At 70.6% G+C, this 22,603-nt stretch carries 21 protein-coding genes; 11 read left to right on the top strand and 10 right to left on the bottom strand.

What is annotated here, in order from left to right; all coding sequences use genetic code 11:
- Window positions 1-669 (bottom strand): YafY family protein (locus JHN45_RS36345; RefSeq protein WP_201053666.1); only part of this gene is annotated, 669 nt, incomplete at its 3' end.
- A 39-nt stretch (window positions 670-708) separates the two neighbouring features.
- Between JHN45_RS36345 and JHN45_RS36340 the strand changes: the two genes are divergently transcribed.
- Both JHN45_RS36340 and JHN45_RS36335 read left to right on the top strand, forming a co-directional pair.
- Window positions 709-1,188, top strand: coding sequence for a hypothetical protein (locus JHN45_RS36340; protein WP_201053660.1), 480 nt, complete (start codon window positions 709-711; stop codon window positions 1,186-1,188).
- Entirely contained in the window at window positions 1,185-1,652 is a 468-nt protein-coding gene (locus JHN45_RS36335) for a hypothetical protein (RefSeq protein WP_201053652.1), read from the top strand. Before JHN45_RS36340 ends, JHN45_RS36335 begins: the two co-directional genes overlap by 4 nt.
- Here the strand turns inward: JHN45_RS36335 and JHN45_RS36330 are convergent.
- The gene (locus JHN45_RS36330) at window positions 1,630-2,379 is read right to left on the bottom strand and encodes a class I SAM-dependent methyltransferase (RefSeq protein ID WP_201053650.1); all 750 of its coding nucleotides are present in this window, start codon (window positions 2,377-2,379) and stop codon (window positions 1,630-1,632) included. The two genes, JHN45_RS36335 and JHN45_RS36330, sit on opposite strands and share 23 nt — an antisense overlap.
- Before the next feature lie 29 nt (window positions 2,380-2,408).
- Window positions 2,409-2,714 carry a 4a-hydroxytetrahydrobiopterin dehydratase gene (locus JHN45_RS36325; protein WP_201053648.1) on the bottom strand — a complete coding sequence of 102 codons (306 nt, stop codon included), beginning with the start codon at window positions 2,712-2,714 and terminating at the stop codon, window positions 2,409-2,411.
- Window positions 2,715-2,886: 172 nt separating this feature from the next.
- Here JHN45_RS36325 and JHN45_RS36320 point away from each other — a divergent pair, with 172 nt between their 5' ends.
- The 7 genes from JHN45_RS36320 (at window position 2,887) to narI (ending at window position 12,209) form a co-directional block, all read left to right on the top strand.
- Window positions 2,887-3,708, top strand: coding sequence for a helix-turn-helix domain-containing protein (locus JHN45_RS36320; RefSeq protein ID WP_201053647.1), 822 nt, complete (start codon window positions 2,887-2,889; stop codon window positions 3,706-3,708).
- Between the two features lie 85 nt (window positions 3,709-3,793).
- Window positions 3,794-4,657 (top strand): helix-turn-helix transcriptional regulator, encoded by an 864-nt coding sequence (locus tag JHN45_RS36315; RefSeq protein WP_201053644.1) that lies wholly within the window; start codon window positions 3,794-3,796, stop codon window positions 4,655-4,657.
- Window positions 4,658-4,736: 79 nt separating this feature from the next.
- Window positions 4,737-5,552, top strand: a complete 816-nt coding sequence (locus JHN45_RS36310; protein ID WP_201053642.1) for an SAM-dependent methyltransferase — start codon at window positions 4,737-4,739, stop codon at window positions 5,550-5,552.
- A gap of 132 nt (window positions 5,553-5,684) precedes the next feature.
- Window positions 5,685-9,371 carry a nitrate reductase subunit alpha gene (locus JHN45_RS36305; protein WP_201053640.1) on the top strand — a complete coding sequence of 1,229 codons (3,687 nt, stop codon included), beginning with the start codon at window positions 5,685-5,687 and terminating at the stop codon, window positions 9,369-9,371.
- The gene (narH, locus tag JHN45_RS36300; protein WP_200710188.1) at window positions 9,371-10,996 is read left to right on the top strand and encodes a nitrate reductase subunit beta; all 1,626 of its coding nucleotides are present in this window, start codon (window positions 9,371-9,373) and stop codon (window positions 10,994-10,996) included. The genes JHN45_RS36305 and narH overlap by 1 nt, the downstream gene beginning before the upstream one ends.
- Window positions 10,996-11,490 carry a nitrate reductase molybdenum cofactor assembly chaperone gene (gene narJ, locus JHN45_RS36295; RefSeq protein ID WP_200710187.1) on the top strand — a complete coding sequence of 165 codons (495 nt, stop codon included), beginning with the start codon at window positions 10,996-10,998 and terminating at the stop codon, window positions 11,488-11,490. Before narH ends, narJ begins: the two co-directional genes overlap by 1 nt.
- A complete protein-coding gene (gene narI / locus JHN45_RS36290; protein WP_201053638.1) occupies window positions 11,487-12,209 on the top strand; it encodes a respiratory nitrate reductase subunit gamma in 723 nt (240 codons plus the stop codon). Before narJ ends, narI begins: the two co-directional genes overlap by 4 nt.
- Here narI and dnaK read toward each other — a convergent pair.
- From dnaK to JHN45_RS36260, 6 genes are all read right to left on the bottom strand, one after another.
- Window positions 12,206-14,083, bottom strand: a complete 1,878-nt coding sequence (dnaK, locus tag JHN45_RS36285; RefSeq protein ID WP_201053636.1) for a molecular chaperone DnaK — start codon at window positions 14,081-14,083, stop codon at window positions 12,206-12,208. The two genes, narI and dnaK, sit on opposite strands and share 4 nt — an antisense overlap.
- A gap of 115 nt (window positions 14,084-14,198) precedes the next feature.
- Window positions 14,199-14,624, bottom strand: a complete 426-nt coding sequence (locus JHN45_RS36280) for an OsmC family peroxiredoxin (RefSeq protein WP_200710184.1) — start codon at window positions 14,622-14,624, stop codon at window positions 14,199-14,201.
- A 53-nt stretch (window positions 14,625-14,677) separates the two neighbouring features.
- Window positions 14,678-16,483, bottom strand: coding sequence for a hypothetical protein (locus JHN45_RS36275; RefSeq protein WP_201053630.1), 1,806 nt, complete (start codon window positions 16,481-16,483; stop codon window positions 14,678-14,680).
- Between the two features lie 19 nt (window positions 16,484-16,502).
- Window positions 16,503-17,564, bottom strand: a complete 1,062-nt coding sequence (locus JHN45_RS36270) for an ATP-binding protein (RefSeq protein ID WP_201053628.1) — start codon at window positions 17,562-17,564, stop codon at window positions 16,503-16,505.
- A gap of 78 nt (window positions 17,565-17,642) precedes the next feature.
- Complete coding sequence (locus tag JHN45_RS36265; RefSeq protein WP_200710181.1) at window positions 17,643-19,718, bottom strand: alkaline phosphatase family protein; 2,076 nt, start codon at window positions 19,716-19,718, stop codon at window positions 17,643-17,645.
- A gap of 82 nt (window positions 19,719-19,800) precedes the next feature.
- Window positions 19,801-20,232 carry a hypothetical protein gene (locus JHN45_RS36260; protein ID WP_019071350.1) on the bottom strand — a complete coding sequence of 144 codons (432 nt, stop codon included), beginning with the start codon at window positions 20,230-20,232 and terminating at the stop codon, window positions 19,801-19,803.
- An 85-nt stretch (window positions 20,233-20,317) separates the two neighbouring features.
- Between JHN45_RS36260 and JHN45_RS36255 the strand changes: the two genes are divergently transcribed.
- Window positions 20,318-21,091: an MBL fold metallo-hydrolase gene (locus JHN45_RS36255; RefSeq protein WP_201053627.1), complete on the top strand. Its 774-nt coding sequence runs from the start codon at window positions 20,318-20,320 to the stop codon at window positions 21,089-21,091.
- Window positions 21,088-21,723, top strand: a complete 636-nt coding sequence (locus JHN45_RS36250; protein ID WP_200710179.1) for a DedA family protein — start codon at window positions 21,088-21,090, stop codon at window positions 21,721-21,723. Before JHN45_RS36255 ends, JHN45_RS36250 begins: the two co-directional genes overlap by 4 nt.
- Here JHN45_RS36250 and JHN45_RS36245 read toward each other — a convergent pair.
- The coding region (locus JHN45_RS36245; RefSeq protein ID WP_201053625.1) for an MBL fold metallo-hydrolase at window positions 21,720-22,603 on the bottom strand (884 nt) is incomplete at its 5' end. The two genes, JHN45_RS36250 and JHN45_RS36245, sit on opposite strands and share 4 nt — an antisense overlap.

The raw sequence follows: 22,603 nt of genomic DNA, 5'->3' as shown, positions 1-22,603 counted from the left end.
CGCGGCGAGGTCGAAGTCGTCGGGGCGGGTGAACCTCTCGTCGGAGTCGGGGGCGGGGGTGGTGAGGGCGAGGATCTGGTCGACGCGGAAGGTGCGCGGGCCGGGACCGGCTACGACATACCAGCGGCCTGCCTTGAGTACGAGCCCGTACGGCTCCAGTCGGCGTTCCACGTCGGTGGGCTCGCGCCAGCGGCGGTAGATGGCATACAGAACGCGGTTGTGCCATACGGCGTCGGCGACTGTATGCAAAAACGGTGTGTCGTCGGCGTCCGCGTACCAGCCCGGCGCGTCCAGATGGAACCGGCCGCTGATGCGGTCCGCGTGCTCGCGCAGCTCGGCCGGCAGGGCCGCGCGCACCTTCAGCTGGGCGGCGGCCAGGACCGGGCCGAGGCCCAGCTCGGCGGCCGGTCCCGGCACCCCAGCGAGGAACAGGGCCTCGGCTTCGTCCGTGGTGAGGCCGGTCAGGCGGGTGCGGTAGCCGTCGAGGAGGCGGTAGCCGCCGGCGTGGCCCGCGTCGCCGTACAGCGGGACACCCGCCGCGCTCAGCGCCTCGACGTCCCGGTAGACCGTGCGGACCGACACCTCCAGGGCCTCGGCGAGCTGGGCGGCGGTCATCCTCCCCCGGGTCTGGAGCAGGAGCAGGATCGAGAGGAGTCTGCTGGACTTCACTGACACAGGATGTCAGTGAAGCGGTCCTAGCGTCCTGTCATGCCCTTCACGGAGAAACTGCTGACCGTGCCACCGCCGATCGAGGTGGCCGGGCGGCACATCAAGCGCTACCACGTCACCGCCGACCCCACCGGGATCGCGCCCGAGGTGGAGGCGGCGGCGTACGCGATCCTGCCGAAGCTGCTGCCCGAGCCCGACGACACTCCCCCGGCCACGTTCGTCGTCCTGCACCGGGGCGGTGACGACGGCGCCTATCTGAACGCCTACAGCTGGGTGTGGGACAACGTCCTGCACTTCCGGGGCGCGTCGGCGGGCCAGCCGGTGCTCGGCTGCCCCGACCTCGACCCCACCCACTTCGTGACACCCGATCTGCCGTGGATCGGCTGTGTCTGGGAGCTGCCGCCGATCCTGCACGAACGGGACGCCTGGGTACGGCATCTGCTCGCGCCCGAAGTCCCGGACCTCGACGCCTACTTGGCCGACTCCCTGCCCGCCGGAACCACTGGAGACCGCTCATGAGCAGCCCGCATGACTTCGACTTCCTGCACAGAGAGTGGGAGGTCGTGAACCGTCGTCTCACCGACTTCCTCCAACCCGGCAGCGGCTGGGAGGAGTTCACCGGGGTCAGTCGCTGCTGGCCGCTCTTCGACGGCGCGGCGAACGTCGACGAGATCGACATGCCGTATCTGGGTTCGAAGGGGCTGACCCTGCGGCTCTTCGACCCGGAGGCCGAACTGTGGTCCCTGAACTGGTCGTCGAGCCGCAGCGGGAAGCTGTTCCCGCCGGTGACGGGCCGTTTCGCGGGCGGCCGGGGCGAGTTCTACGGCGACGACACCCACGACGGGAAACACGTGCGGGTGCGGTTCGTGTGGTCGGGGGTCTCCGCGAGCGGCGCACGCTGGGAGCAGGCGTTCTCGGTGGACGACGGGGCGAGTTGGGTGACCAACTGGACGATGGACTTCACCCGGCCGGAGGCTTCCTGAAGGCCAGGACGGTGAACTCGGGGTCTGCGCGCGGCCGTTCCTGGTCGGGTAGCAGCTGCAGTCGCTCGGCGAACCGTTCGGTGAGCGGTTCGCCGGGCGGCAGCATGGTGAACCAGCCGCGTCGCAGGTCGGCGACGGTGCTGCGGGGGCTGCGGCCCTGGCCGTGGCCACGAAAGCGGGCCGTTCCGGCGGGGTGCAGGCCCTGCCGGGCGGCGTAGGCGCGGACGTGGTCCGGTCGGTCCTGGGCGGGGCGGCGTGGGCGCGGGGCGAGGACGGCGTCGATGTCGCTGCCGACGTCGTGGGCGGCGGCCTTGTCGGCGGTGGTGAGGTACACCCCGCCCGGTCGCAGTACGCGTGCGCACTCCGCGATGATCGCCGCGGCGTCTTCGGGGCCCGTCACGAGGTGCAGTAGCCAGATCGTGGTGACGGCGTCGAACACCCCGTCGGGGAAGGGGAGTTGGCGGCTGTCGGCGAGAAGTACGGCGCCGGGCAGCCGGGTCGCCGCCGTGCGGGCCATGGCGGGTGCGGCGTCCAGGCCGATGACCCGCAGGCCGGGGCGGGCGGCGGCCAGGCGGCGGGTGACGATGCCGGTGCCGCAGGCCACGTCGAGGAGGGCGCGGGCCTCCTGCGGGACGAGGCCGAGTACGGCTTCGGCAGCGGCGGCGGCACGGGGCTCGCCGCCGCGTGTCGCGTCGTAGGCGTCGGCTTCCTTGTCGTAGTCGAGCACGCGCTGTCACCCCCACCCGTCCCGTGCGGTCAGGCCGCGCCGTGGCCCGGTGCCAAGTCCTCGACTCTGCGGGCGAGTTGGAAGTCGAGTTCGGTGATCGCGCCGCCGACGCTGTGGGTGTTCACGGTGAGGGTGACGGTGTTGTAGCCGAGGGTGAGGTCGGAGTGGTGGTCGAGTTCCTCCTGGACCTGGGCGATGTGGACGACCATCGCGGTGGCCGCGAAGTGGGTGCCGAGCCGGTAGGTGCGGGTGAGGCGGTCGGCGTCGGCGGACCAGCCCGGGAGTTCCGCGAGGCGGTCCTCGATCTCCTTCTGCGACAGCGGTGCGACGGGCATGGCCTGGGTCCTTCCTGGGGGGCGGGTTGCTCTTCGGCCACTTCAGCGTGCCACAGGCGGTGGGCCGCGTGCCTGGTCAGGAGAGTGCCCCGGGTTGTGTTCGGTACACGGCTCCCCCGGACGGGTTCCTCGGTTCGTTCACGGGCGGGCCGCTTCGACTACGGTCGTGCGTATGACCATCGTCGCGACCGGTACCGACGCCTCCGCGGGCAGGGGTGTCGGCCCGTTGCTGCGTGCCTGGCGGGAGCGGCGGCGGGTCAGCCAGCTGGAGCTGGCGCTGCGGGCGGACTCCTCGGCCCGGCACATCAGCTTCGTCGAGACGGGGCGGTCGCGGCCGAGCGAGGAGATGGTGCTGCGGCTGGCCGAGCATCTGGACGTGCCGGTGCGGGAGCGCAACTCCCTGCTGCTGGCGGCCGGTTACGCCCCGCGCTATCCGGAGACCCCGTTGGACGACCCGGCGTTGGGCGCGTTGCGCGAGGGTCTGGAGCGGCTGATCCAGGGCTACGAGCCGTATCCGGCGCTGGTGGTCGACGCCGTCTACACGGTGGTCGCGGCGAACCGGGGCATCACGATGCTGCTGGACGGCGTACCGGAGTCCCTGCTCCAACCGCCGCTGAACGCCATGCGGTTGACGCTGCACCCCGAGGGCCTGGCGCCGCGCATCCGCAATCTGGGTGAATGGCGCGGGCATCTCCTCGCGCAGATGGAGCGGCAGATCGCGTTGCACCGGTCCGAGCCGCTGCGGGCGCTGTACGACGAGGTCGCCGCGTATCCGGTGCCAAAGGCGGTCGGCGGCGAGGCCGAACGGGACGCTTCCGTACCGTACTTCGCGCTGCCGATGCGGATCGAGCACGAGGGACGGGTGCTGTCGTTCGTCTCCTCGATCTCCACGTTCAACACTCCGATGGATGTGACGGTGTCGGAGCTGGCGATCGAGACGTTCCTCCCGGCCGATCCGGCGACGGCCAAGTACCTTCGCGGGCAGGGTGACTGACGGATGATCATCCCCGAACCGCTGAGACAATGGCCGGAACATGGCACACTGCCCCCAGACTTCGGCGCGTATGGGGAGGCGTGGCGTGAGTGAACGGCGGCCCGCGCCCACCGTGGGTCAAGTAGTGCTGGGCAGAAGGCTCCAGGAGTTGCGCGAGGCGGCCGGCATCAAACGCGAGGAGGCCGCGCAGGTCCTGCGGGTGGCTCCGGCGACCGTACGGCGGATGGAGATGGCCGAGGTCGCGCTGAAAGTGCCGTACGTACAGGTGCTGTTGAGCACGTACGGGGTGCCCGACGAGGAGGCCGACGCGTTCGTCGCGCTCACCGAGGAGGCGAACCAGCCAGGTTGGTGGCAGCGGTTCCACGATGTGCTGCCGGAGTGGTTCAGCCTGTATGTGAGCCTGGAGGGCGCGGCCGGGCTGATCCGTTCGTACGAACCGCACTTCGTGCCGGGCCTGTTGCAGACCGAGGGCTACGCGCGGGCCGTGATGGAGGCCGGGACGATCGGCCAGACCGGTCCCGAGACCATCGAGCGGCATGTGTCCCTGCGGATGGCGCGCCAGGGGCTTTTGGAGCGGGACAATCCGCCGCACCTGTGGGTGATCATGGACGAGACGGTGTTGCGGCGTCCGGTGAGCATGCGCGGCGAGGTGATGCGCGAACAGCTGGACAGGTTGCTGGAGTTCGGCGAGCGCGACCGGGTCACGCTCCAGGTCGCGGAGTTCGAGAGCGGCCCGCACCCGGGGACGTACGCCCCGTTCTCGCTGTTCCGTTTCGCCGAACCGGAGCTGCCCGACATGGTGTTCACCGAGTATCTGACCGGCGCCCTGTATCTGGACTCCCGTACCGAGGTCTCCGCGCATCTGGAGGTTCTCGACCACATGACGGCGCACGCCGCGTCCGCACAGCGCACCAAGAAGATCCTGCGGGACTATCGCGAGACCTTCTGAGCACGGCCCGCACACAGCACGGTTCCCGGCACCGCACGGCCCGGTACACCGACCCGAACTCCCGAGGAGACGACACCGCATGACCGGATCCGAAGCCGCGCCCACCCGTATCGACACCAGCCGGCCGCATCCGGCGCGGGTGTACGACTGGTGGCTCGGCGGCAAGGACAACTACCCGGTGGACGAGGAGCTGGCGCGCCGGATCCTCGCCTCGGACGGCACGGCGGTGCGCGGCGCGCGGGCCAACCGCCGGTTCATGCACCGGGCGACGCGGACCGCCGCCGAGGCCGGGATACGCCAGTTCCTGGACATCGGCACCGGCATCCCCACCGAGCCGAACCTGCACCAGGTGGCGCAGGGTGTCTCCCCGGACGCGAAGGTCGTGTACGCGGACAACGACCCGATCGTGCTGCGGCACGCGGAGGCACTGCTGCACGGCGCGCCCGAGGGCAGCACCGAGTACGTGCACGCCGATGTCCGTGACCCGGACACGATCCTGCGGCTGGCCGGCGAGACCCTCGACTTCGCACAGCCGGTCGCGCTGTCGCTGGTCGCGCTCACCCACTACCTGGGGGACGACCCCGACGGCGACGACGTGTACGGCCTGATCGAGCGGTACGTCGACGTCCTCGCCCCGGGCAGCTACCTGACCCTTTCGCAGGTCACCCCGGATCTCAGCCCCGAGGCCATCGCCAAGGCGGCCGAGCACTTCCGGCGCAGCGGCACCCCGTTCTACCCGCGCTCGCTGGCCGAGTTCTCGCGCTTCTTCGACGGTCTGGAGCTGCTCGGCCCGGGCGTGATCGCCGTCTACGGCTGGCGCCCGGAGGCGGAGGACGTGGCCGCCCAGGCGGAGGGCATCGTCCCGGTCTACGGCGGGGTCGCCCGCAAGGCCTGACCCGTACGACCCGTACCACCCGAGAGCCACGACCCGTACGCCCGCGCACTCTGACCCGTACGGGCGCCGTGAACGGGTGCGCTCCCCTGCCCCGCCCTAGGTTCGACACCACGGGCGAGCAAGGGAGCGCAGGTGACGGACACGCGGACACCGCCCACCGAGCCGGGAGCGGCGCTGCTGCGGGCCGGACGGTTCTTCCGCCCGGGCACGGCGGCGCCGGACCTGCACAGCATCGGGCTGGCGGGCGGCCGGGAGGCGGACGCCTTCTACCGGGACCGCTGGAGCCACGACAAGGTCGTGAACTCCACGCACGGCGTGAACTGCACGGGCTCCTGCCGGTGGAAGGTGTACGTCAAGGACGGCATCATCACCTGGGAGACCCAGCAGACGGACTATCCGTCGGTGGGCCCGGACCGCCCCGAGTACGAGCCCCGGGGCTGCCCGCGCGGCGCGGCCTTCTCCTGGTACACCTACTCCCCCACTCGCGTGCGCTACCCGTACATCCGGGGCGTGCTGCTGGAGATGTACCGGGAGGCGAAAAACCGTATACAGGATCCTGTAGCCGCGTGGGCCGACATCCAGGACGACCCCGAGCGCCGCCGCCGCTACCAGCGGGCGCGCGGCAAGGGCGGACTGGTCCGGGCCGGCTGGGACGAGGCGGTCGAGATCGTCGCCGCCGCGCACGTCCACACGATCAAGACGTACGGCCCCGACCGCATCGCCGGTTTCTCCCCCATCCCGGCGATGTCGATGGTGTCGCACGCGGCGGGCGCCCGTTTCCACTCCCTCATCGGCGCCCCGATGCTGTCCTTCTACGACTGGTACGCGGACCTTCCCGTGGCCTCCCCGCAGGTCTTCGGCGACCAGACCGACGTGCCGGAGTCGGGCGACTGGTGGGACGCCGCGTATCTGATGATGTGGGGCTCGAACGTCCCGGTGACCCGCACGCCGGATGCGCACTGGATGGCGGAGGCCCGCTACCGAGGGCAGAAGGTCGTGGTCGTCGCCCCCGACTACGCGGACAACGCCAAGTTCGCCGACGAGTGGCTGCACCCGCACCCCGGCACGGACGGCGCGCTGGCGCTCGCGATGGGCCACGTCGTCCTCAAGGAGTTCTTCGTCGACCGCGAGACACCCTTCTTCGAGGACTACGTACGGCAGTTCACCGACCTCCCCTTCCTGGTCACCCTCACGGAACGCGACGGCGCGTACGTCCCGTCGAAGTTCCTGCGCGCCGCCGACCTCGGCCAGTCCGACGAGGGCGCCGACTGGAAGACGGTCGTCCTGGACACGGTGACGGGCCGCGCGGTCGCCCCGAACGGTTCCCTCGGCTTCCGCTGGACCGAGTCGGGCAAGGGCAAGTGGAACCTCGAACTGGGCGACATCGAGCCGCAGTTGAGCCTCCACGGCAGCGAAGTCGCGGCGGGTGTGGAGGTACTGCTCCCGAGGTTCGACACCGAGGGCGGCGAGCACGGTCAGGGCCGCGGCGAGGTGGTGAGCCGGGGCGTCCCGGCGACCCGGCTCGGCGGCCCCGACGGCCCCCTCGTGACGACTGTCTACGATCTACTGCTGGCACAGTACGGTGTCTTCCGGCACGGTGTGCCGGGCACCTGGCCCGCCTCCTACGACGACGCGCGCACCCCGGGTACCCCCGCCTGGCAGGAGGCGCACACCTCCGTCCCGGCCGCCAAGTGCATCAAGATCGCGAGGGAGTTCGCGCGGACGGCGGAACGGTCCAAAGGCCGCTGCATGATCCTGATGGGCGCCGGCACCAACCACTGGTTCCACTCGGAGACGATCTACCGCGCCTTCCTCGCCCTGCTCCAACTCACCGGCTGCCAGGGCCGCAACGGCGGCGGCTGGGCACACTACGTCGGCCAGGAGAAGTGCCGCCCCTCCACCGGCTGGGCGACCCTGGCCGCCGCCTCCGACTGGTCCCGGCCGCCCCGGCAGATGATCGGCACCGCGTACTGGTTCCTCAACACCGACCAGTGGCGCTACGACCGGTTCGCCGCCGATGTCCTCGCCTCACCGCTCGGGGAGGGGCGGTTCACGGGGATGACGGGCGCGGACTGTCTCGCCCTCTCGGCGCGCACGGGGTGGATGCCGTCGTACCCGACCTTCGACCGCAACCCCCTGGAACTGGGCGAGGCGTTCGGCGACCCGGTGGCCAAGGCGGTGGCCCAACTCCGTTCCGGGGACCTGAAGTTCGCCTGCGAGGACCCGGACGCGCCGGAGAACTGGCCGCGCGTACTGACCCTGTGGCGGGCGAATCTGCTGGGTTCGTCCGCGAAGGGCGCCGAGTACTTCACCAAGCATCTCCTGGGCACGCACTCGTCGTTGCGGGCGGAGGAGGCGCCCGAGGACGTACGGCCGCGGGACGTCACCTGGCGCGACGAGGCACCGGAGGGGAAGCTCGACCTGCTGCTGTCGCTGGACTTCCGGCAGACCTCCTCGACGCTGTTGTCGGACGTGGTGCTGCCCGCCGCGACCTGGTACGAGAAGCACGATCTGTCCAGCACGGACATGCATCCCTACGTCCACTCCTTCACACCGGCCGTGGATCCGCCGTGGCAGGCGCGGACGGACTTCGACACGTTCAAGGCGCTGGCCGAGCGGCTGAGCGAACTGGCCGTGGACCATCTCGGCGTCCGCAAGGACCTGGTGGCCACCCCGCTCCAGCACGACACACCCGGCGAGGTCGCCCAGCCCGGCGGTGTCGTCCTGGACTGGAAGCGCGGCGAGTGCGAACCCGTACCCGGGAAGACCATGCCGACGCTCACGGTGGTGGAGCGGGACTACACGGCGATCGGCGCGAAGTTCGCCGCGCTCGGTCCGCTGGTGGAGCAACTCGGCATGCCCGCCAAGGGGATCGCCCTCAAGCCGGACCAAGAGGTCGAACAGCTGAGGGAGTTGAACGGGGTCGGATACCAGGGGCGCCCCTCCCTCGACACGGCGGTGAAGGCCGCCAACACCATCCTCGCGCTCTCCGGCACCACCAACGGCCGTCTCGCCGTGCAGGGATTCCGCACCCTGGAGGCGCGCACCGGACGGGAGTTGGCCCACCTGGCCGCCGAGCACGAGGGCAAGCGCGTCACCTACGCCGACACGCAGGCGGCCCCAGTCCCGGTGATCACCTCGCCGGAGTGGTCGGGCAGCGAGTCCGGCGGCCGGCGCTACACGGCGTTCACGCAGAACACCGAGCAGCTCAAGCCCTGGCACACGCTCACCGGGCGCCAGCACTTCTTCCTGGACCACGACTGGATCCACGAACTCGGCGAGGCACTCCCCGTGTACCGGCCGCCGCTCGACATGCACCGCCTCTTCGGCGAACCGGCCCTCGGACCGGACGGGCAAAGAGAAGTGACGGTCCGTTACCTCACCCCGCACAACAAGTGGTCCATCCACTCCGAGTACCAGGACAACCTGTTCATGCTGGCCCTGTCCCGGGGCGGTCAGAACATCTGGATGTCGCCGCAGGACGCGGACGCGATCGGCGTGGTCGACAACGACTGGATCGAGGCGGTCAACCGCAACGGCGTGGTCGTGGCCCGCGCGGTCGTCTCGCACCGGATGCCGCCCGGCACGGTCTACATGCACCACGCGCAGGAACGCACGGTCAACGTCCCCGTGACGGAGACCACCGGCAAGCGCGGCGGTATCCACAACTCGCTCACCCGGCTCATCCTCAAACCGTCCCATCTCATCGGCGGCTACGCCCAGTTGAGCTGGGCCTTCAACTACCTCGGCCCGACCGGCAACCAGCGGGACGAGGTGACGGTGATCCGCCGTCGCAGCAGCCAGGAGGTCGAGTACTGATGCGTCCGATGGCCCAGATCGCCATGGTGATGAACCTCGACAAGTGCATCGGCTGCCATACGTGTTCGGTGACCTGCAAGCAGACGTGGACCAACCGGCGGGGCATGGAGTACGTCTGGTTCAACAACGTCGAGACCCGCCCCGGTCAGGGGTATCCGCGCCGCTACGAGGACCAGGAACGCTGGCGCGGCGGCTGGGAGTTGAACCGGCGCGGCGCGCTCAAGCTGAAGGCGGGCGGCCGGTTCAGGAAGCTCGCCGGGATCTTCTCCAACCCCGAACTCCCGGAGATCAAGGACTACTACGAGCCCTGGACCTACGACTACAAGAACCTCACCGACGCCCCGCTCGGCGACGACTACCCGGTCGCCCGACCGATCTCGCAGCTCGACGGCAAGCCGATGAAGATCGAGTGGTCGGCGAACTGGGACGACAACCTCGCGGGCGCCCCCGCCTACGGCGACTTCGACCCGATGGTGGAGCGGACCCGTCAACAGGCCTCGGACAAGGTGAAGTTCGAGTTCGAGCAGGCCTTCATGTTCTACCTCCCGCGCATCTGCGAGCACTGCCTCAACCCGGCCTGTGTGGCGTCGTGTCCGTCGGGCGCGATGTACAAGCGGGCCGAGGACGGCATCGTCCTGGTCGACCAGGACCGCTGCCGGGGCTGGCGGATGTGCGTGACGGGATGCCCGTACAAGAAGGTGTACTTCAACCACCGCACCGGCAAGGCCGAGAAGTGCACGCTCTGCTATCCGCGCCTCGAAGTGGGCCTGCCCACCGTGTGCTCGGAGACCTGTGTGGGGCGGCTGCGCTATCTCGGGGTGATGCTGTACGACGCCGACAAGGTGACGGAGGCGGCCGAGGTACGGGACGAAAAGGCGCTGTACGAGGCCCAGTTGGGGGTGTTCCTCGACCCCGAGGACCACGGGGTGCAGCGGGCCTGCGAGGAGGCGGGCATCCCGTACGACTGGATGGAGGCGGCTCGCCGCTCCCCCGTGCGCAGGCTGATCAGCGAGTACCGGGTGGCGCTGCCGCTGCATCCGGAGTACCGGACGATGCCGATGGTCTGGTACATCCCGCCGTTGTCGCCGGTCGTCGACGCGTTGACGGAGACCGGGCACGACGGCGAGGACGCGGGCAATCTGTTCGGCGCGATCGACACGCTGCGTATCCCGCTCGAATATCTGGCGGAGCTGTTCACCGCCGGTGAAGTCGGGCCAGTGCGGGCCGCGTTGGAGAAGCTGGCCGCGATGCGCTCCCACATGCGGGCCATCAACCTCGGCGAGGAGCCGGATCCGGCGGCGGCAGCGGCCGTAGGGATGGAGCCGGAGGAGATCGAGGCGATGTACCGGCTGCTGGCGATCGCCAAGTACGAGGACCGGTACGTCATTCCGACGGCGGCGGTCGGGGACGCGCGGCGGCTTGAGGAGTCCGCGCTGCCCGACGAGTGCAGTGTCGGCCACCAGGACGGTCCCGGCACGGTCGGCGACGGGCCGTTCGGCCGGGACTCGGGGCGCAAGCTGCTGCCGATCGTGTCCGTGGAGAACTTCCACGCGCTGCGCGAGCGGCAGACCGCGGACCACCCCGACCGGCCGGACCGGCCGGACCTCGATGCGAAGGATGCCTGATGCCCTCGGACGCCGTGCTGTACCAAGGGGCCGCACTCTGCCTGACCTACCCCGACGACGACTTCCGCGCCCGGCTCCCCCTGCTGCGCGAAGCCGCCCCGCAGCTGCGGGAGTTCGTCGACCACGCGGCCCTCACCCCGCCCCAGGAACTCGCCGCGCACTATGTGCAGGTCTTCGACTTCAAGAACCGGCACAGCCTGTACCTGAGTTGGTGGCACGACGGCGACACCCGGCGGCGGGGCATGTCCCTGGTCCGCTTCAAAGAGCTGTACCGCGCCCACGAGTTGGAGTTCACCGGCGAGGAGCTGCCCGACTTCCTGCCCGCGGTCCTGGAGTTCACGGCCCGCACCGGCAACCTCGACCTCCTCACCGAGTACCGCGCCGCACTGGACCGACTCCGCGCCCGGTTGGCCGACTTCGGCACGCCGTACGCGTCCGTCCTGGACGCAGTCTGCGCCACCCTGCCGCCCGCCCCCACGGAGGCACGCCGATGAGCACGTTCCTGTGGGGCGCCCTGCCCTACCTCTCCTTCGTCCTCCTCGTCGCCGGCCTGTTCTGGCGCCACCGCTACGACAAGTTCGGCTGGACGACACGTTCCTCGCAGGTCTACGAGTCGAAGCTCCTCAACATCGCCTCCCCCGCCTTCCATTACGGCATCCTCTTCGTCCTCGCCGGGCACCTGGTGGGCCTGTTCGTCCCCGAGTCGTGGACGCACTCGGCCGGCATCAGCGAGCACGTGTACCACCTGTTCTCGCTCTACGGCGGCACCGCGGCCGGTGTCCTCGCGGTCGGCGGGATCCTGCTGCTGCTCTACCGCCGCCGTACGAACGCACCGGTGTTCCGGGCGACCACGGTCAACGACAAGCTGATGTACGTCGTCCTGCTCGCGGCGATCGCGATGGGGATGGTGGCGAAGCTGACCCACGCGGCCGGTGACGGCTACAACTACCGTCAGTCCATCGCCCCTTGGGCCCGCAGTCTCTTCACTCTCCAGCCAAAGACAGAGCTGATGACGGGCGTGCCGGTGCTGTACCAGGTCCACGCGGTGATCGGCATGGCGCTGATCGCGCTCGTGCCGTACACCCGGCTGGTGCACATGTTCAGCGCGCCGGTGCAGTATCTGTTCCGCCCGTACGTGGTCTACCGCAGCCGCGACCCCAGGGAGTTGGGGCCGCGGCCGGAGCGGCGTGGGTGGGAGCGGACCGGGAGTTAGGCGGCGCCGCCCTTCGCCTCGCGTTCGTCGTCGACGATCTCCGCGTCGACGACGCCTTCCTCCTCCTGGGGCGAGGTGTGTTCCGTGGGGGTCTCCGTCTGCTCCGTGGGTGACTGCTCGGCGGCCGCCTGGGCGTACATCGCCTGCCCCATCCGCTGGCTGACGGTGGCGAGTTTCTCCACGGCGGCACGCAACTCGGCGGTGTCCGCCTCGTGTTCCAGGAGAGCTTTCACCTCCGTGGCCGCCGCCGCGACCTCGGTCCTGGTGTCGGCCGGGATGCGTTCCTCGTTCTCGCGGACGAACTTCTCGGTCTGGTAGACGAGTTGTTCGGCCTGGTTGCGGGTCTCGGCGGCCTCGCGGCGCCTGCGGTCCTCGTCGGCGTACTGTTCGGCCTCGCGCATCATTCGGTCGATGTCGTCCTTGGGGAGCGCGGAGCCGCCGGTGACGGTCATCTTCTGTTCGCGGCCGGTGGCCAGGTCCTTGGCCGAGACGTGCATGATTCCGTTGGCGTCGATGTCGAAGGCGACCTCGATCTGCGGGACGCCGCGTGGGGCGGGCGGCAGGCCGGTGAGGTCGAAGACGCCCAACTTCTTGTTGTACGCGGCGATTTCGCGCTCACCTTGGTAGACCTGGATGCCGACCGAGGGCTGGTTGTCGGTGGCGGTGGTGAAGATCTCCGAACGCCGGGTGGGGATGGTCGTGTTGCGTTCGATGAGCTTCGTCATGATGCCGCCCTTGGTCTCGATGCCCAGGGACAGCGGGGTGACGTCGAGGAGCAGGACGTCCTTCACGTCGCCGCGGATGACACCGGCCTGGAGGGCGGCGCCGACCGCCACGACCTCGTCGGGGTTGACGCCCTTGTGCGGGTCCTTGCCGGTGAGTTCCTTGACGAGGTCGGTGACGGCGGGCATCCGGGTCGAGCCGCCGACGAGGATGACGTGGTCGACGGCGGAGAGTTTGACGCCGGCGTCCTTGACCGCCTGGTGGAAGGGGGTCTTGCAGCGGTCCAGGAGGTCGGCGGTGAGTTCCTGGAACTGGGCGCGGGTCAGCTTCTCGTCGAGGTGCAGCGGGCCGTCGGCGGAGGCGGTGATGTAGGGCAGGTTGATCGTCGTCTCGGCGGCCGAGGAGAGTTCGATCTTCGCCTTCTCGGCGCCTTCGCGCAGACGCTGGAGCGCCATCTTGTCCTTGCCGAGGTCGATGCCGTACTGGCCCTGGAACTTCTTGACCAGGTACTCCATGACCCGCTGGTCCCAGTCGTCGCCGCCGAGGTGGGTGTCGCCGTTGGTGGCCTTGACCTCGATGACGCCGTCGCCGATCTCCAGGAGGGAGACGTCGAAGGTGCCGCCGCCGAGGTCGAAGACGAGGACGGTCTGTTCCTCGCCGCGGTCGAGGCCGTAGGCGAGGGCGGCGGCGGTCGGTTCGTTGATGATCCGCAGCACCTTGAGGCCCGCGATCTCGCCGGCCTCCTTGGTGGCCTGGCGCTGGGAGTCGTCGAAGTAGGCGGGGACGGTGATCACCGCGTCGGTGACGTCCTCGCCGAGGTAGGCCTCCGTGTCCCGTTTCAGTTTCTGCAGTACGCGCGCGGACAACTCCTGGGCGCGGTACCGCGTTCCGTCGATGGCGCCCGTGTCGGGGAACCGCCAGTCGGTGTTGCCCATGTGGCGTTTCACCGAGCGCGCGGTGCGTTCGATGTTGGTCACGGCCTGCCGTTTGGCGACCTCGCCGACCAGTACCTCGCCGTTCTTGGCGAAGGCCACGACCGAGGGTGTGGTCCTCGCTCCCTCGGCGTTGGCGACGACCGTCGCCTCCCCGCCCTCCAGCACCGCGACCACCGAGTTCGTGGTCCCCAGATCGATCCCGACCGCTCGTCCCATAGCCGTCCCCTTCCGCCAGGCGCTGCCCGATCTCCAGCACAAAACTTGAGTGGCGGAAAGTCAATGCCGCACCCGTTTTCGGGGTGCGGCATCGAGGTGGGAGAGGGGGCCGGGGTCAGGCGGATTCGACCGTCAGCGTGATCGTCGTACCCGCGAGCGCCTGGCTGACCGGGCAGTTCTTCTTGGCGTCCTCGGCGGCGGCCGCGAAGCCGGCCGCGTCCAGGCCGGGGACCTCGCCGCGGACGGTGAGGTGGATGCCGGTGATGCCCTCGCCGGGCTGGAAGGTGACGTCGGCCTTGGTCTCCAGGCGGGTGGGCGGGGTGCCCGCGCCGGTGAGGCCGTGCGACAGCGCCATGGAGAAGCAGCTGGAGTGGGCGGCCGCGATCAGTTCCTCGGGGCTCGTCTTGCCGTTGGCCTCCTCGGCGCGCGACGCCCACGTCACCGGCTGCACACCGATGCCTGACGAGTCGAAGGTGACCTCGCCGCTGCCCTTGATGAGTTCGCCTTCCCAGACGGTGTGTGCGGTGCGCGTGGTAGCCACGGTGATTCCTTTCGACGCGGATGTCGTTCGAGGCCATCCGATCACATTCCGGTTCAGCGCACCCGGAAGACCGGCCCACGCGGGGTGAACGGCAGGCGAGCACCCTGTGGAATCAGATAGGCGTGCTCGCGCCGCACCCTCAGCACATCGCACCAGCCGTCGGTGATGACGAGGACGGGCGCGCCCGGCGGGAAGTCGTCGGCACGGTGCAACAGGTCGATTCCGGGCTGAAGTACGGTGCCGCCGCGCCCGTGCACCCGCACCCGGCCGGCGATGTCGGTGACCGGGACGTAGCCCGCGTCGTGCGGGGCCGCGTCGCAGAACACGACCCGGGCGGCCGGTACGTCACGGGCCTCGGCGTACGAGGCGATCGCGCCCAGCGCCTTGCCGAGGAGGGTGCGGTCCATGGAGCCGGAGGTGTCGAGGACGACGCCGAAGGTGCAGCGGGCGACCTCCTCCGGCGGGAAATAGTGGCCCGCGCGCGGGATGTCGGGCGTGGAGGACTGGCGGCGCGACGGACGGGCGTACGACCGCACGGGCTCCGGTCTGGGCACGAACTCGTCGAACCAGCGGGCGAGTTGCGGGTCCCAGGGCAGGGGTGGATGGCTGAGGGTGCGGATCTCCTCGACCAACCCGCCGGGCAGGAAGCCGCGTTCGTGCTGCTGGTGCAGGTCGAGGCCCCGGGCGAGGCCGCGCCGGTAGAACTCGTCGAGGTCGACGTAGTCGCGCGGACTGCCGAGCGGTCCGCCGAGGATGTCGCCGGTGCCCTTGCCGCGCAGGGTGGCCAGGCGGCGGGTGCGGCGCAGGTCGGCGGTGATCCGGTCGTAGACCTCCTCGGCGGAGAGATCCTTCAACTCCGGGTCGTACAGCAGGCCTTCGGGCATCGTGCCGATGTCCATCTCGCGCAGCCAGCCGTTGATGACGTAGTCGGCGGCGACGTTGAAGAGGAACTGGTCGCGGGTGCCGCAGCGGTCGCCGTGGCGCAGGGCGGCGTGCAGCATCTCGTGGGCGAGGACGAACCGCCATTCCTCGCTGTCGAATTGACGCAGCGGGTTGATGTAGATCTCGGCGGCCTCGGTGTCGACGGCGGCGACGGAGATGCCCTGGGCGCGGGCGAGTTCGACGTCGGCGACGAGGGTGATACCGGCCGCGATGCCGCCCAGCAGCGGGTAGTTGGAGACGAACCAGCTCAACGCCCGTTCCCAGGGCTGGAGTCGGGTGGGGCCGCCGTACATCGAGTCACGGCGGCCGCCGGCGAGGTCCATGGCGACGGACATCGTGCGGGTGAGGGCGCTCGCGAAGGCGATCTGCCAGTCGACGGGCTTCCCGGGCCAGCCGTGCCACGGTACGAGCCGCTGGTCGGGCGCGCTGCCCGCCGTACCGCAGTGTTCGTAGGCGGCCGGGATGCCGTCGCGGCGCCAGCGGGCCGCGAGTTGTTCCTCGTCGCCCGACGGGTAGGTGGCGGGGAGGTCTTCCGGGGTGCGGCCGATGGGGAAGGTGAGCAGGAAGCGGTTGACGACGACGCAGCGGGCCGCGAGGTCGAAGCGATCGGGCTGTTCGCGCTCGCCGTCGGCGCCGGGTACGTGTCCGAAGCCGAGGTGGATGAGCGCGTGCGCGATCGCCCAGGCCCATTCGGTGGGTTCGGCGAGCCGGGTGGGGTGCGCGTGGAGATACCCGTTGGAGTTGACGAGGACGAGCCCGTCGAGGGGCGCGGCCTGACACTCCGCCTTCCGGCACAGCTCGAAGTCGATCGCGGCGAACGCGGGGTTGGCCCACACGAGCTTCAGGCCGGCCGTGAACGCCTCGGTCGCCGGGTCGGGCTTCTGCTTCTCGGGGTCCTTCTTGCGGGTACGGCTCACCGGGGCACCTCCGTGGAACTCATCGGCGTGCCTCCACCAGCCGGGGCATGTCCCGGGCCGCCTCCACCAGGAACCAGGCCGGGAGGACCGAGTTGCCGTCGTCGTCCGAGGCGATGACGCTCTGGGCCACCTCGACGGAGATCTCGGCGAGTTGGACGAGGAGGGACTTGGCGCGGTAGGCGGTCTGGCGGCCGTTGGCCGACAAGTGGTCCTTGCTGGCGGGGAGTTCCTTGATGAGGCGGCCCCGGAAGGACTCGGCGAGGTAGTAGAGGAGGTCGCGGTCCTCTGTGCGGTTGGGCCAGCGGGCGTCGCCCTTGAGGACGGCCTCGATGCCGAAGCGGCTGCGCACGATCTTGACGTAGCCGCAGAACGCGACCGCGTGCGCGGGCGTCAGCGTGCCGTGCGCGACGACCTTGAGGGTGTCCTCGTCCAGGTCGGGTCCGAAGGAGCCCAGCGCGTCGGAGAGCATGTGCCAGGAGCGGGGCGTGGAGAAGGGCTCCTCGGTCTTCGGCGGCTTGGACCACAGGTGGTCGGGGCGGTCGGTGAGGTGGTCCAGGATCCACGGGTGGATGCCGTTGGCGGCGGCCCACTTGAGCCAGTCCTTCGGGGACGCCTCCAGGTGGACGTGGGTGAGCCGGTTGATCAGCGCGGAGGCGATCGGGCGGGCCAGCGCGTTGTCGGTCGCGCGGTTGCCGGCGCCGATCACGATGGATCCCTTGGGGAGTTCGTAGTTCCCGATACGGCGGTCCAGGATCAGCGAGTAGAACGCCTTCTGCACATCCGGTGTGGCCGCGTTGAGTTCGTCGAGGAACAGGCAGTACGGCTCGTCGCGCGCGATGGCCTCCGGCGGGCAGAACACCGACCGTCCGTCGCGGATCTGCGGTACGCCGATCAGATCCTCGGGCGCGAGCTGCGTACCGAGCAGACTGACGCACTCCAGCCCCAGCGCCTGAGCGAACTCCCTTACCAGGGACGACTTTCCGATGCCGGGCGCGCCCCAGAGGAAGACGGGGCGGACGGTAGCGAGACCCAGCAGCAGTTCGGGGATCCGGGCGGGAGTGACGGTGACGGCAGCCTGCAAAGCAGCAACTCCTGAAGGAGGTCGGGGTGGGGAGACTCGAACAGTGTGTGCTCGCGAACCGCCCACCGCAGCCCATTTTCAGGCGGCCCGCTCCTCCGGCTCCGCCGTCAGCGGCACCTGCGGGCCGTTCAACTCCCGCAGCCAGCGCCGCAGTACGCGGTGGATGTGCTCGGCGCCGACGAGATCCTCGCCGTCCTCGACCGGCGCGGAGAGGGCGTACGGCGACAGCAGGAACGGCTTGCCCTGGCAGCCGCCGAGACCGCCGTGCGAGCCGATCTGCTCCTCGAAGGCGAGGACTTCGCCCTCGGCGGGGTCGTACCAGGAGTTGACCATGATGTCGGCGGTGTGCGGGAAGGAGTGGGTGCGCCGGACGGCGTCCGCGGCGCCGGGGCCGAAGTCCGCCAACGGGCCCTGTTTGTCGTCGAGTTCAGCCACCGGCAGCTCCGCGCCGTGCGCACCGAGGACGAGCCCGCCGTGCTCCTCGCTGCGCACGAGGACGAAGCCGACGCCGGGGTGGTTGGCGAGCGTGGTGAGGAGCGCCGGGTGGCGGGCGTCGATCTCCTCCTTGGTCATGCGGTGCGGCACGTCCGGGAAGGAGACCAGACCGAGGTTGCCGGAGGCCAGCACGATCGGCTCCGAGTGGCGGCCTGCGTGCACCTGCCGCTCGTCACCGTCCTTTGCGGGCCTGCGCAGCGCCGCGCGGACGGCGGCCCGGGCCTCGGCGCCGCTGTGGGTACGGCGGGCCCGGCGCGGCACGGGCAGCCCGCAGCCCGCCCGGACGAGATCGCCGAGAGTGAGGCCGTAGCGGCCCTGGAAGGTCTCGCCGGGGCTCTGACCGTGGTCGGAGAGGACGACGATGCGGTACGGGCGCGGGGCGTGCTCGGCGACGTTCTCGATCAAGGCGATGGAACGGTCCAGGCGTTGGAGGACCTTGGCGGCGTCGCGGCTGCGCGGGCCGGAGTGGTGGGCTACCTCGTCGTAGGCCACGAGGTCGGCGTAGACGGCGGTGCGGCCGGCCAGCATGTCGCCCATGACCGCGGCGACGACGACGTCCCGTTCCACGACGGTCGCGAAGGCGCGGACGAGCGGGTAGAGGCCGCCGCGTTTGACGCGGGGGCGCTGCCTGGTGAGGCGGGAGCGGGTCGACTGGCCGATCTCGCGGCCGACCTCGGCGACGAAGGACATCGCGGTGCGGACGGCGTTGGCGGGATCGGAGAAGTAGGCGAAGTAGCCCGCGCGGGAACGGTTCTCCCGGCCCCGGCGGCGGATCGCGATGGACAGCACCAGGGCCTGCTCGTCGGCCCCGCCGCTGAACAGGTTGCCGCGGCTGGCGCCGTCCACGGTGAGGAGGCCTCCGTCGCCGGTGTGCTCGATGGCGCGGCGCTGGAGCTCGGCGGCGCTGGTCGGGCGGTTGCAGACCATCACCTCGCCGGTGTCCTTCTCGTACCAGCGGAACGCGGGGATGTCGTGGTTGGAGCCGTGCAGGATGCCGAGCTGGCTCGCACCCGTCTGGCTGGACCAGTCGGTGCGCCACGGCGTGAGGCGGTGAGTGGGGCGCTCGCCGCCGAGGAGTCGCGCGACGGTCGGCATCAGCCCTTTCTCCATCGCGTCGAGCAGGACGTCGTGGCCGACGCCGTCGAGCTGGAGGAAGACGGTGCCGGGGCTGGAGGGGCCCGGTGGCAGGGCTCTGCGGCGGCGGTCGGCGAGGCGGTAGAGGCGGCGGCGGTAGGCGTCGTCGTCGCGGACGGCCAGGGCACCGCCGGTCGCCGAAGCCACGGCGGACATCACGGCGGCGACGACCACGGCGGTCTCGGGGGCGACCTGGCCGCGCAGCCCGCCGTCCGGATTGATGCGCAGGGCGATCAGCAGCAGCGACCCGTTGAGCACGAAGACGAGGAGGCCGAGGACGAGCGCGGGCACCAGCAGCAACAGCCGTACCAGCAGCGGCCAGACCAGGGCCGACAGCACACCGAAGGCGCCAGCGCCGAACGCCGCCGTGACGCCGATACGGGTGGCACTGTCACCGTCCGCCGACTGGAGTTTGAAGTCCGGCAGGATCCCGGCGAGCACCAGCATGGTGACCGTGGAGACCGCCCACACCGCGATGCTCCGCCCGACCTGACTGGCGAGCCGCCGCCAACGCGCTCCACCCACGCCCCGTACACCTCACGTCCCGGGCCCGTCGACCTGGCGGGCCTCCACCCACCTTGTCACAACGGGTGGAACGGTCCAGATGTCACCGGCCGTCGTAGCCCGCCGTCGGCATGGACAGCCGTCGGTGCACGCTGGCCTTCATCTGGGCGTCGTAGCAGGGTTCCGCGCGGCCGACGGTCTCGATCCGCACCCCGCGCCGCGCGCACTCGTCGGTGAACTCCTCGACGGAGGACAGCGCGCTCTCCAGGACCCGGCGGCTGGGGGCGACGAACAGGTCGAGGCCGGGGCGGACGCCGTCCCACAGGGCGCTGTGGTCGGGCCGTAGTCCGCGCACCAGGAGTTCGCGGGCGATCACATAGCCGTGGTCGGCGGCCCAGCGGGCGCACATGGCGTGCTGGCTGCGCGAGTCGACCAGGAAGGGGTCCTCGTCCAGCTCCTCCAGCGGTGTCAGGCTGGCGATCGCCGTGACCCTGACCCGCGAGGGCATACCGGAGGCACCGCGTACCTGTCCCATGGCGTCCCCCTCACCTCCGGGTTTCGCCGCCGACCCTACTCCTGCCCGTAGGCTTCGGGGGAGTCGCGCGAAGGAGGCAAAGAAGGTGCCGGTGGAGATCACCTGGTGGGGTCACGCCACCTGCACGATCGAGGACTCGGGCGTACGTGTCCTCACCGACCCCCTGTTCGCCCGCCGGCTCGCGCACCTACGACGCCGCCGGGGCGCGGTGCCGCCGCCCGAGGCCCATCGCGCGGACCTGGCGCTCGTCTCCCATCTGCACGCCGACCACCTGCACCTTCCCTCGCTCGGCACCCTCGCCCCGGGCACGCGCCTGCTCGTGCCCCGGGGCGCACTCCGCGCGGTGCCCGGGTTGCGCCGGCTCCGGCAGCTGCGGATCGACGAGGTGTCCCCCGGCGACCGGACGATGGTCGGTGACCTGGTGGTACGGGCCGTGCCCGCACGGCACGACGGGCGGCGGCTGCCGGTCGGACCGCACCGCTCCCCCGCGCTGGGCTACGTCGTCGAGGGCGAGGCGCGCACCTACTTCGCCGGGGACACTGGACTGTTCGACGACATGGCCAAGGAGGTCGGGCCGGTCGACGTGGCGCTGCTGCCCGTCGGCGGCTGGGGGCCGTACCTCGGCGAGGAGCATCTGGACGCGGGACGCGCGGCCCAGGCACTGGCCCGGCTCGCGCCGCGCAGTGCGGTGCCGGTGCACTACGGCACGTACTGGCCGATCGGGATGGACGCGGTGCGCCCGCACGAATTCCACACGCCCGGCGACGAGTTCGTGCGCATCGCGGCCCAACTGGCGCCCTCGGTGGCCGTGCACCGGCTCGGGCACGGCGAGAGCGTACGTCCGGAGGTCGCGCGGTGAGCTGGATCGCCCAGGCGGTGTCCGCGACGGCGACCACGTCACCCGAGTCCACCCAACAGGCCATCGGCTACCCGACGTTGTTCCTGCTGGTGCTGTTCGGGGCGCTGGTGCCGGTGATTCCGACGGGGGCGCTGGTGAGTTCGGCGGCCGTGGTCGCGTTCCATCAGACGGCGCCGTTCGCGCTGGCGCTGGTGTTCGTGACCGCGTCGCTGGCCGCGTTCCTCGGGGACATCGCGCTGTACTGGCTGGGGCGGCGCGGGATGGGGTCGAAGAACGGCTCACGCTGGCTGGAGGCGATCCGCGCGCGGGCACCGGAGGAACGGCTCGCACAGGCGCAGGAGAAGCTGGCCGACCATGGGGTGACGGTGCTGATCCTGTCCCGGATGGTGCCGGCGGGCCGTATCCCGGTGATGCTGGCCTGTCTGCTGGCCGAGTGGCCGATCCGGCGGTTCGCCCGGGGGAACGCGCCGGCCTGTCTGGCCTGGGCGGTGACGTACCAGTTGATCGGCATCCTCGGCGGTTCGCTGTTCCCCGAGCCGTGGGAGGGCGTGGTGGCCGCGGTCGCGCTGACCGTGGTGATCAGCGCGGCCCCGACCGTGTGGCGCAGGGTGCGGAAGACAACTCCCGCCTAGGCAAGCACTCTTGAGCCTCCTACTGGTAGGTCCCACAGGTTCTCGCGCGCCAACTCTGCCTTCTCCCATGCTGCCTTGACCCGTGTCAGCGGCTCCAGGACCGGCTCCGCCGACAGGACGAACGTGCCCCAGTGCATCGGGGCCATCCGCCTCGCACCCAAGTCCTGGGCGGCCCGCACCGCCTCCTCCGGGTCGCAGTGGACGTCGCTGAGCCACCAGCGCGGGTCGTAGGCGCCGATGGGCAGGAGGGCCAGGTCGATTCCCGGATAGCGGGCGCCGATGCGGGAGAACCAGTGGCCGTAGCCCGTGTCTCCCGCGAAGTAGACGCGCTGTCCGTCCGGTGCCGTCATCACCCAACCGCCCCACAGGGAGTGGCAGGTGTCGGTGAGGCTGCGCTTGGACCAGTGGTGGGCGGGTACGAAGTCGAGCCGTACGCCGCCGAGTTGGGCCGCCTCCCACCAGTCGAGTTCGGTGACGCGGGTGAATCTGCGGCGCCGGAACCAGCTGCCGAGGCCGGCCGGGGCGAACACCGGGGTGTGGCGCGGGAGTCGGCGCAGGGTGGGGGCGTCGAGGTGGTCGTAGTGGTTGTGGCTGATGACGACGGCGTCGATCGGCGGGAGTGATTCCCAGGCGACGCCCACGGGGGTGATCCGGGCCGGGGTGCCGAGGATGCGACGGGACCAGACCGGGTCGGTGAGGATGGTCAGGCCGCCGATCTGCACCACCCAACTGGCGTGTCCCGCCCAGGTGACGGCGACGGTCAGGGAGTCGACCTGGGGCAACGGCTCGGGGGCGAAGGGGAGTCGGGGGATGTCGGCGAGGCCTTCGGGGCGGGGTCGTACGGAGCCCTCGCGGGCGAAGCGGGCCATCGCCTTGAGGC

Origin of the sequence: Streptomyces sp. MBT53, from assembly GCF_016654115.1 — a bacterium.
In the GTDB taxonomy this organism is placed as follows: domain Bacteria; phylum Actinomycetota; class Actinomycetes; order Streptomycetales; family Streptomycetaceae; genus Streptomyces.
The sequence above is the reverse complement of the archived record's forward strand: the minus strand, read 5'-3'. Positions and strand labels throughout refer to the sequence as shown.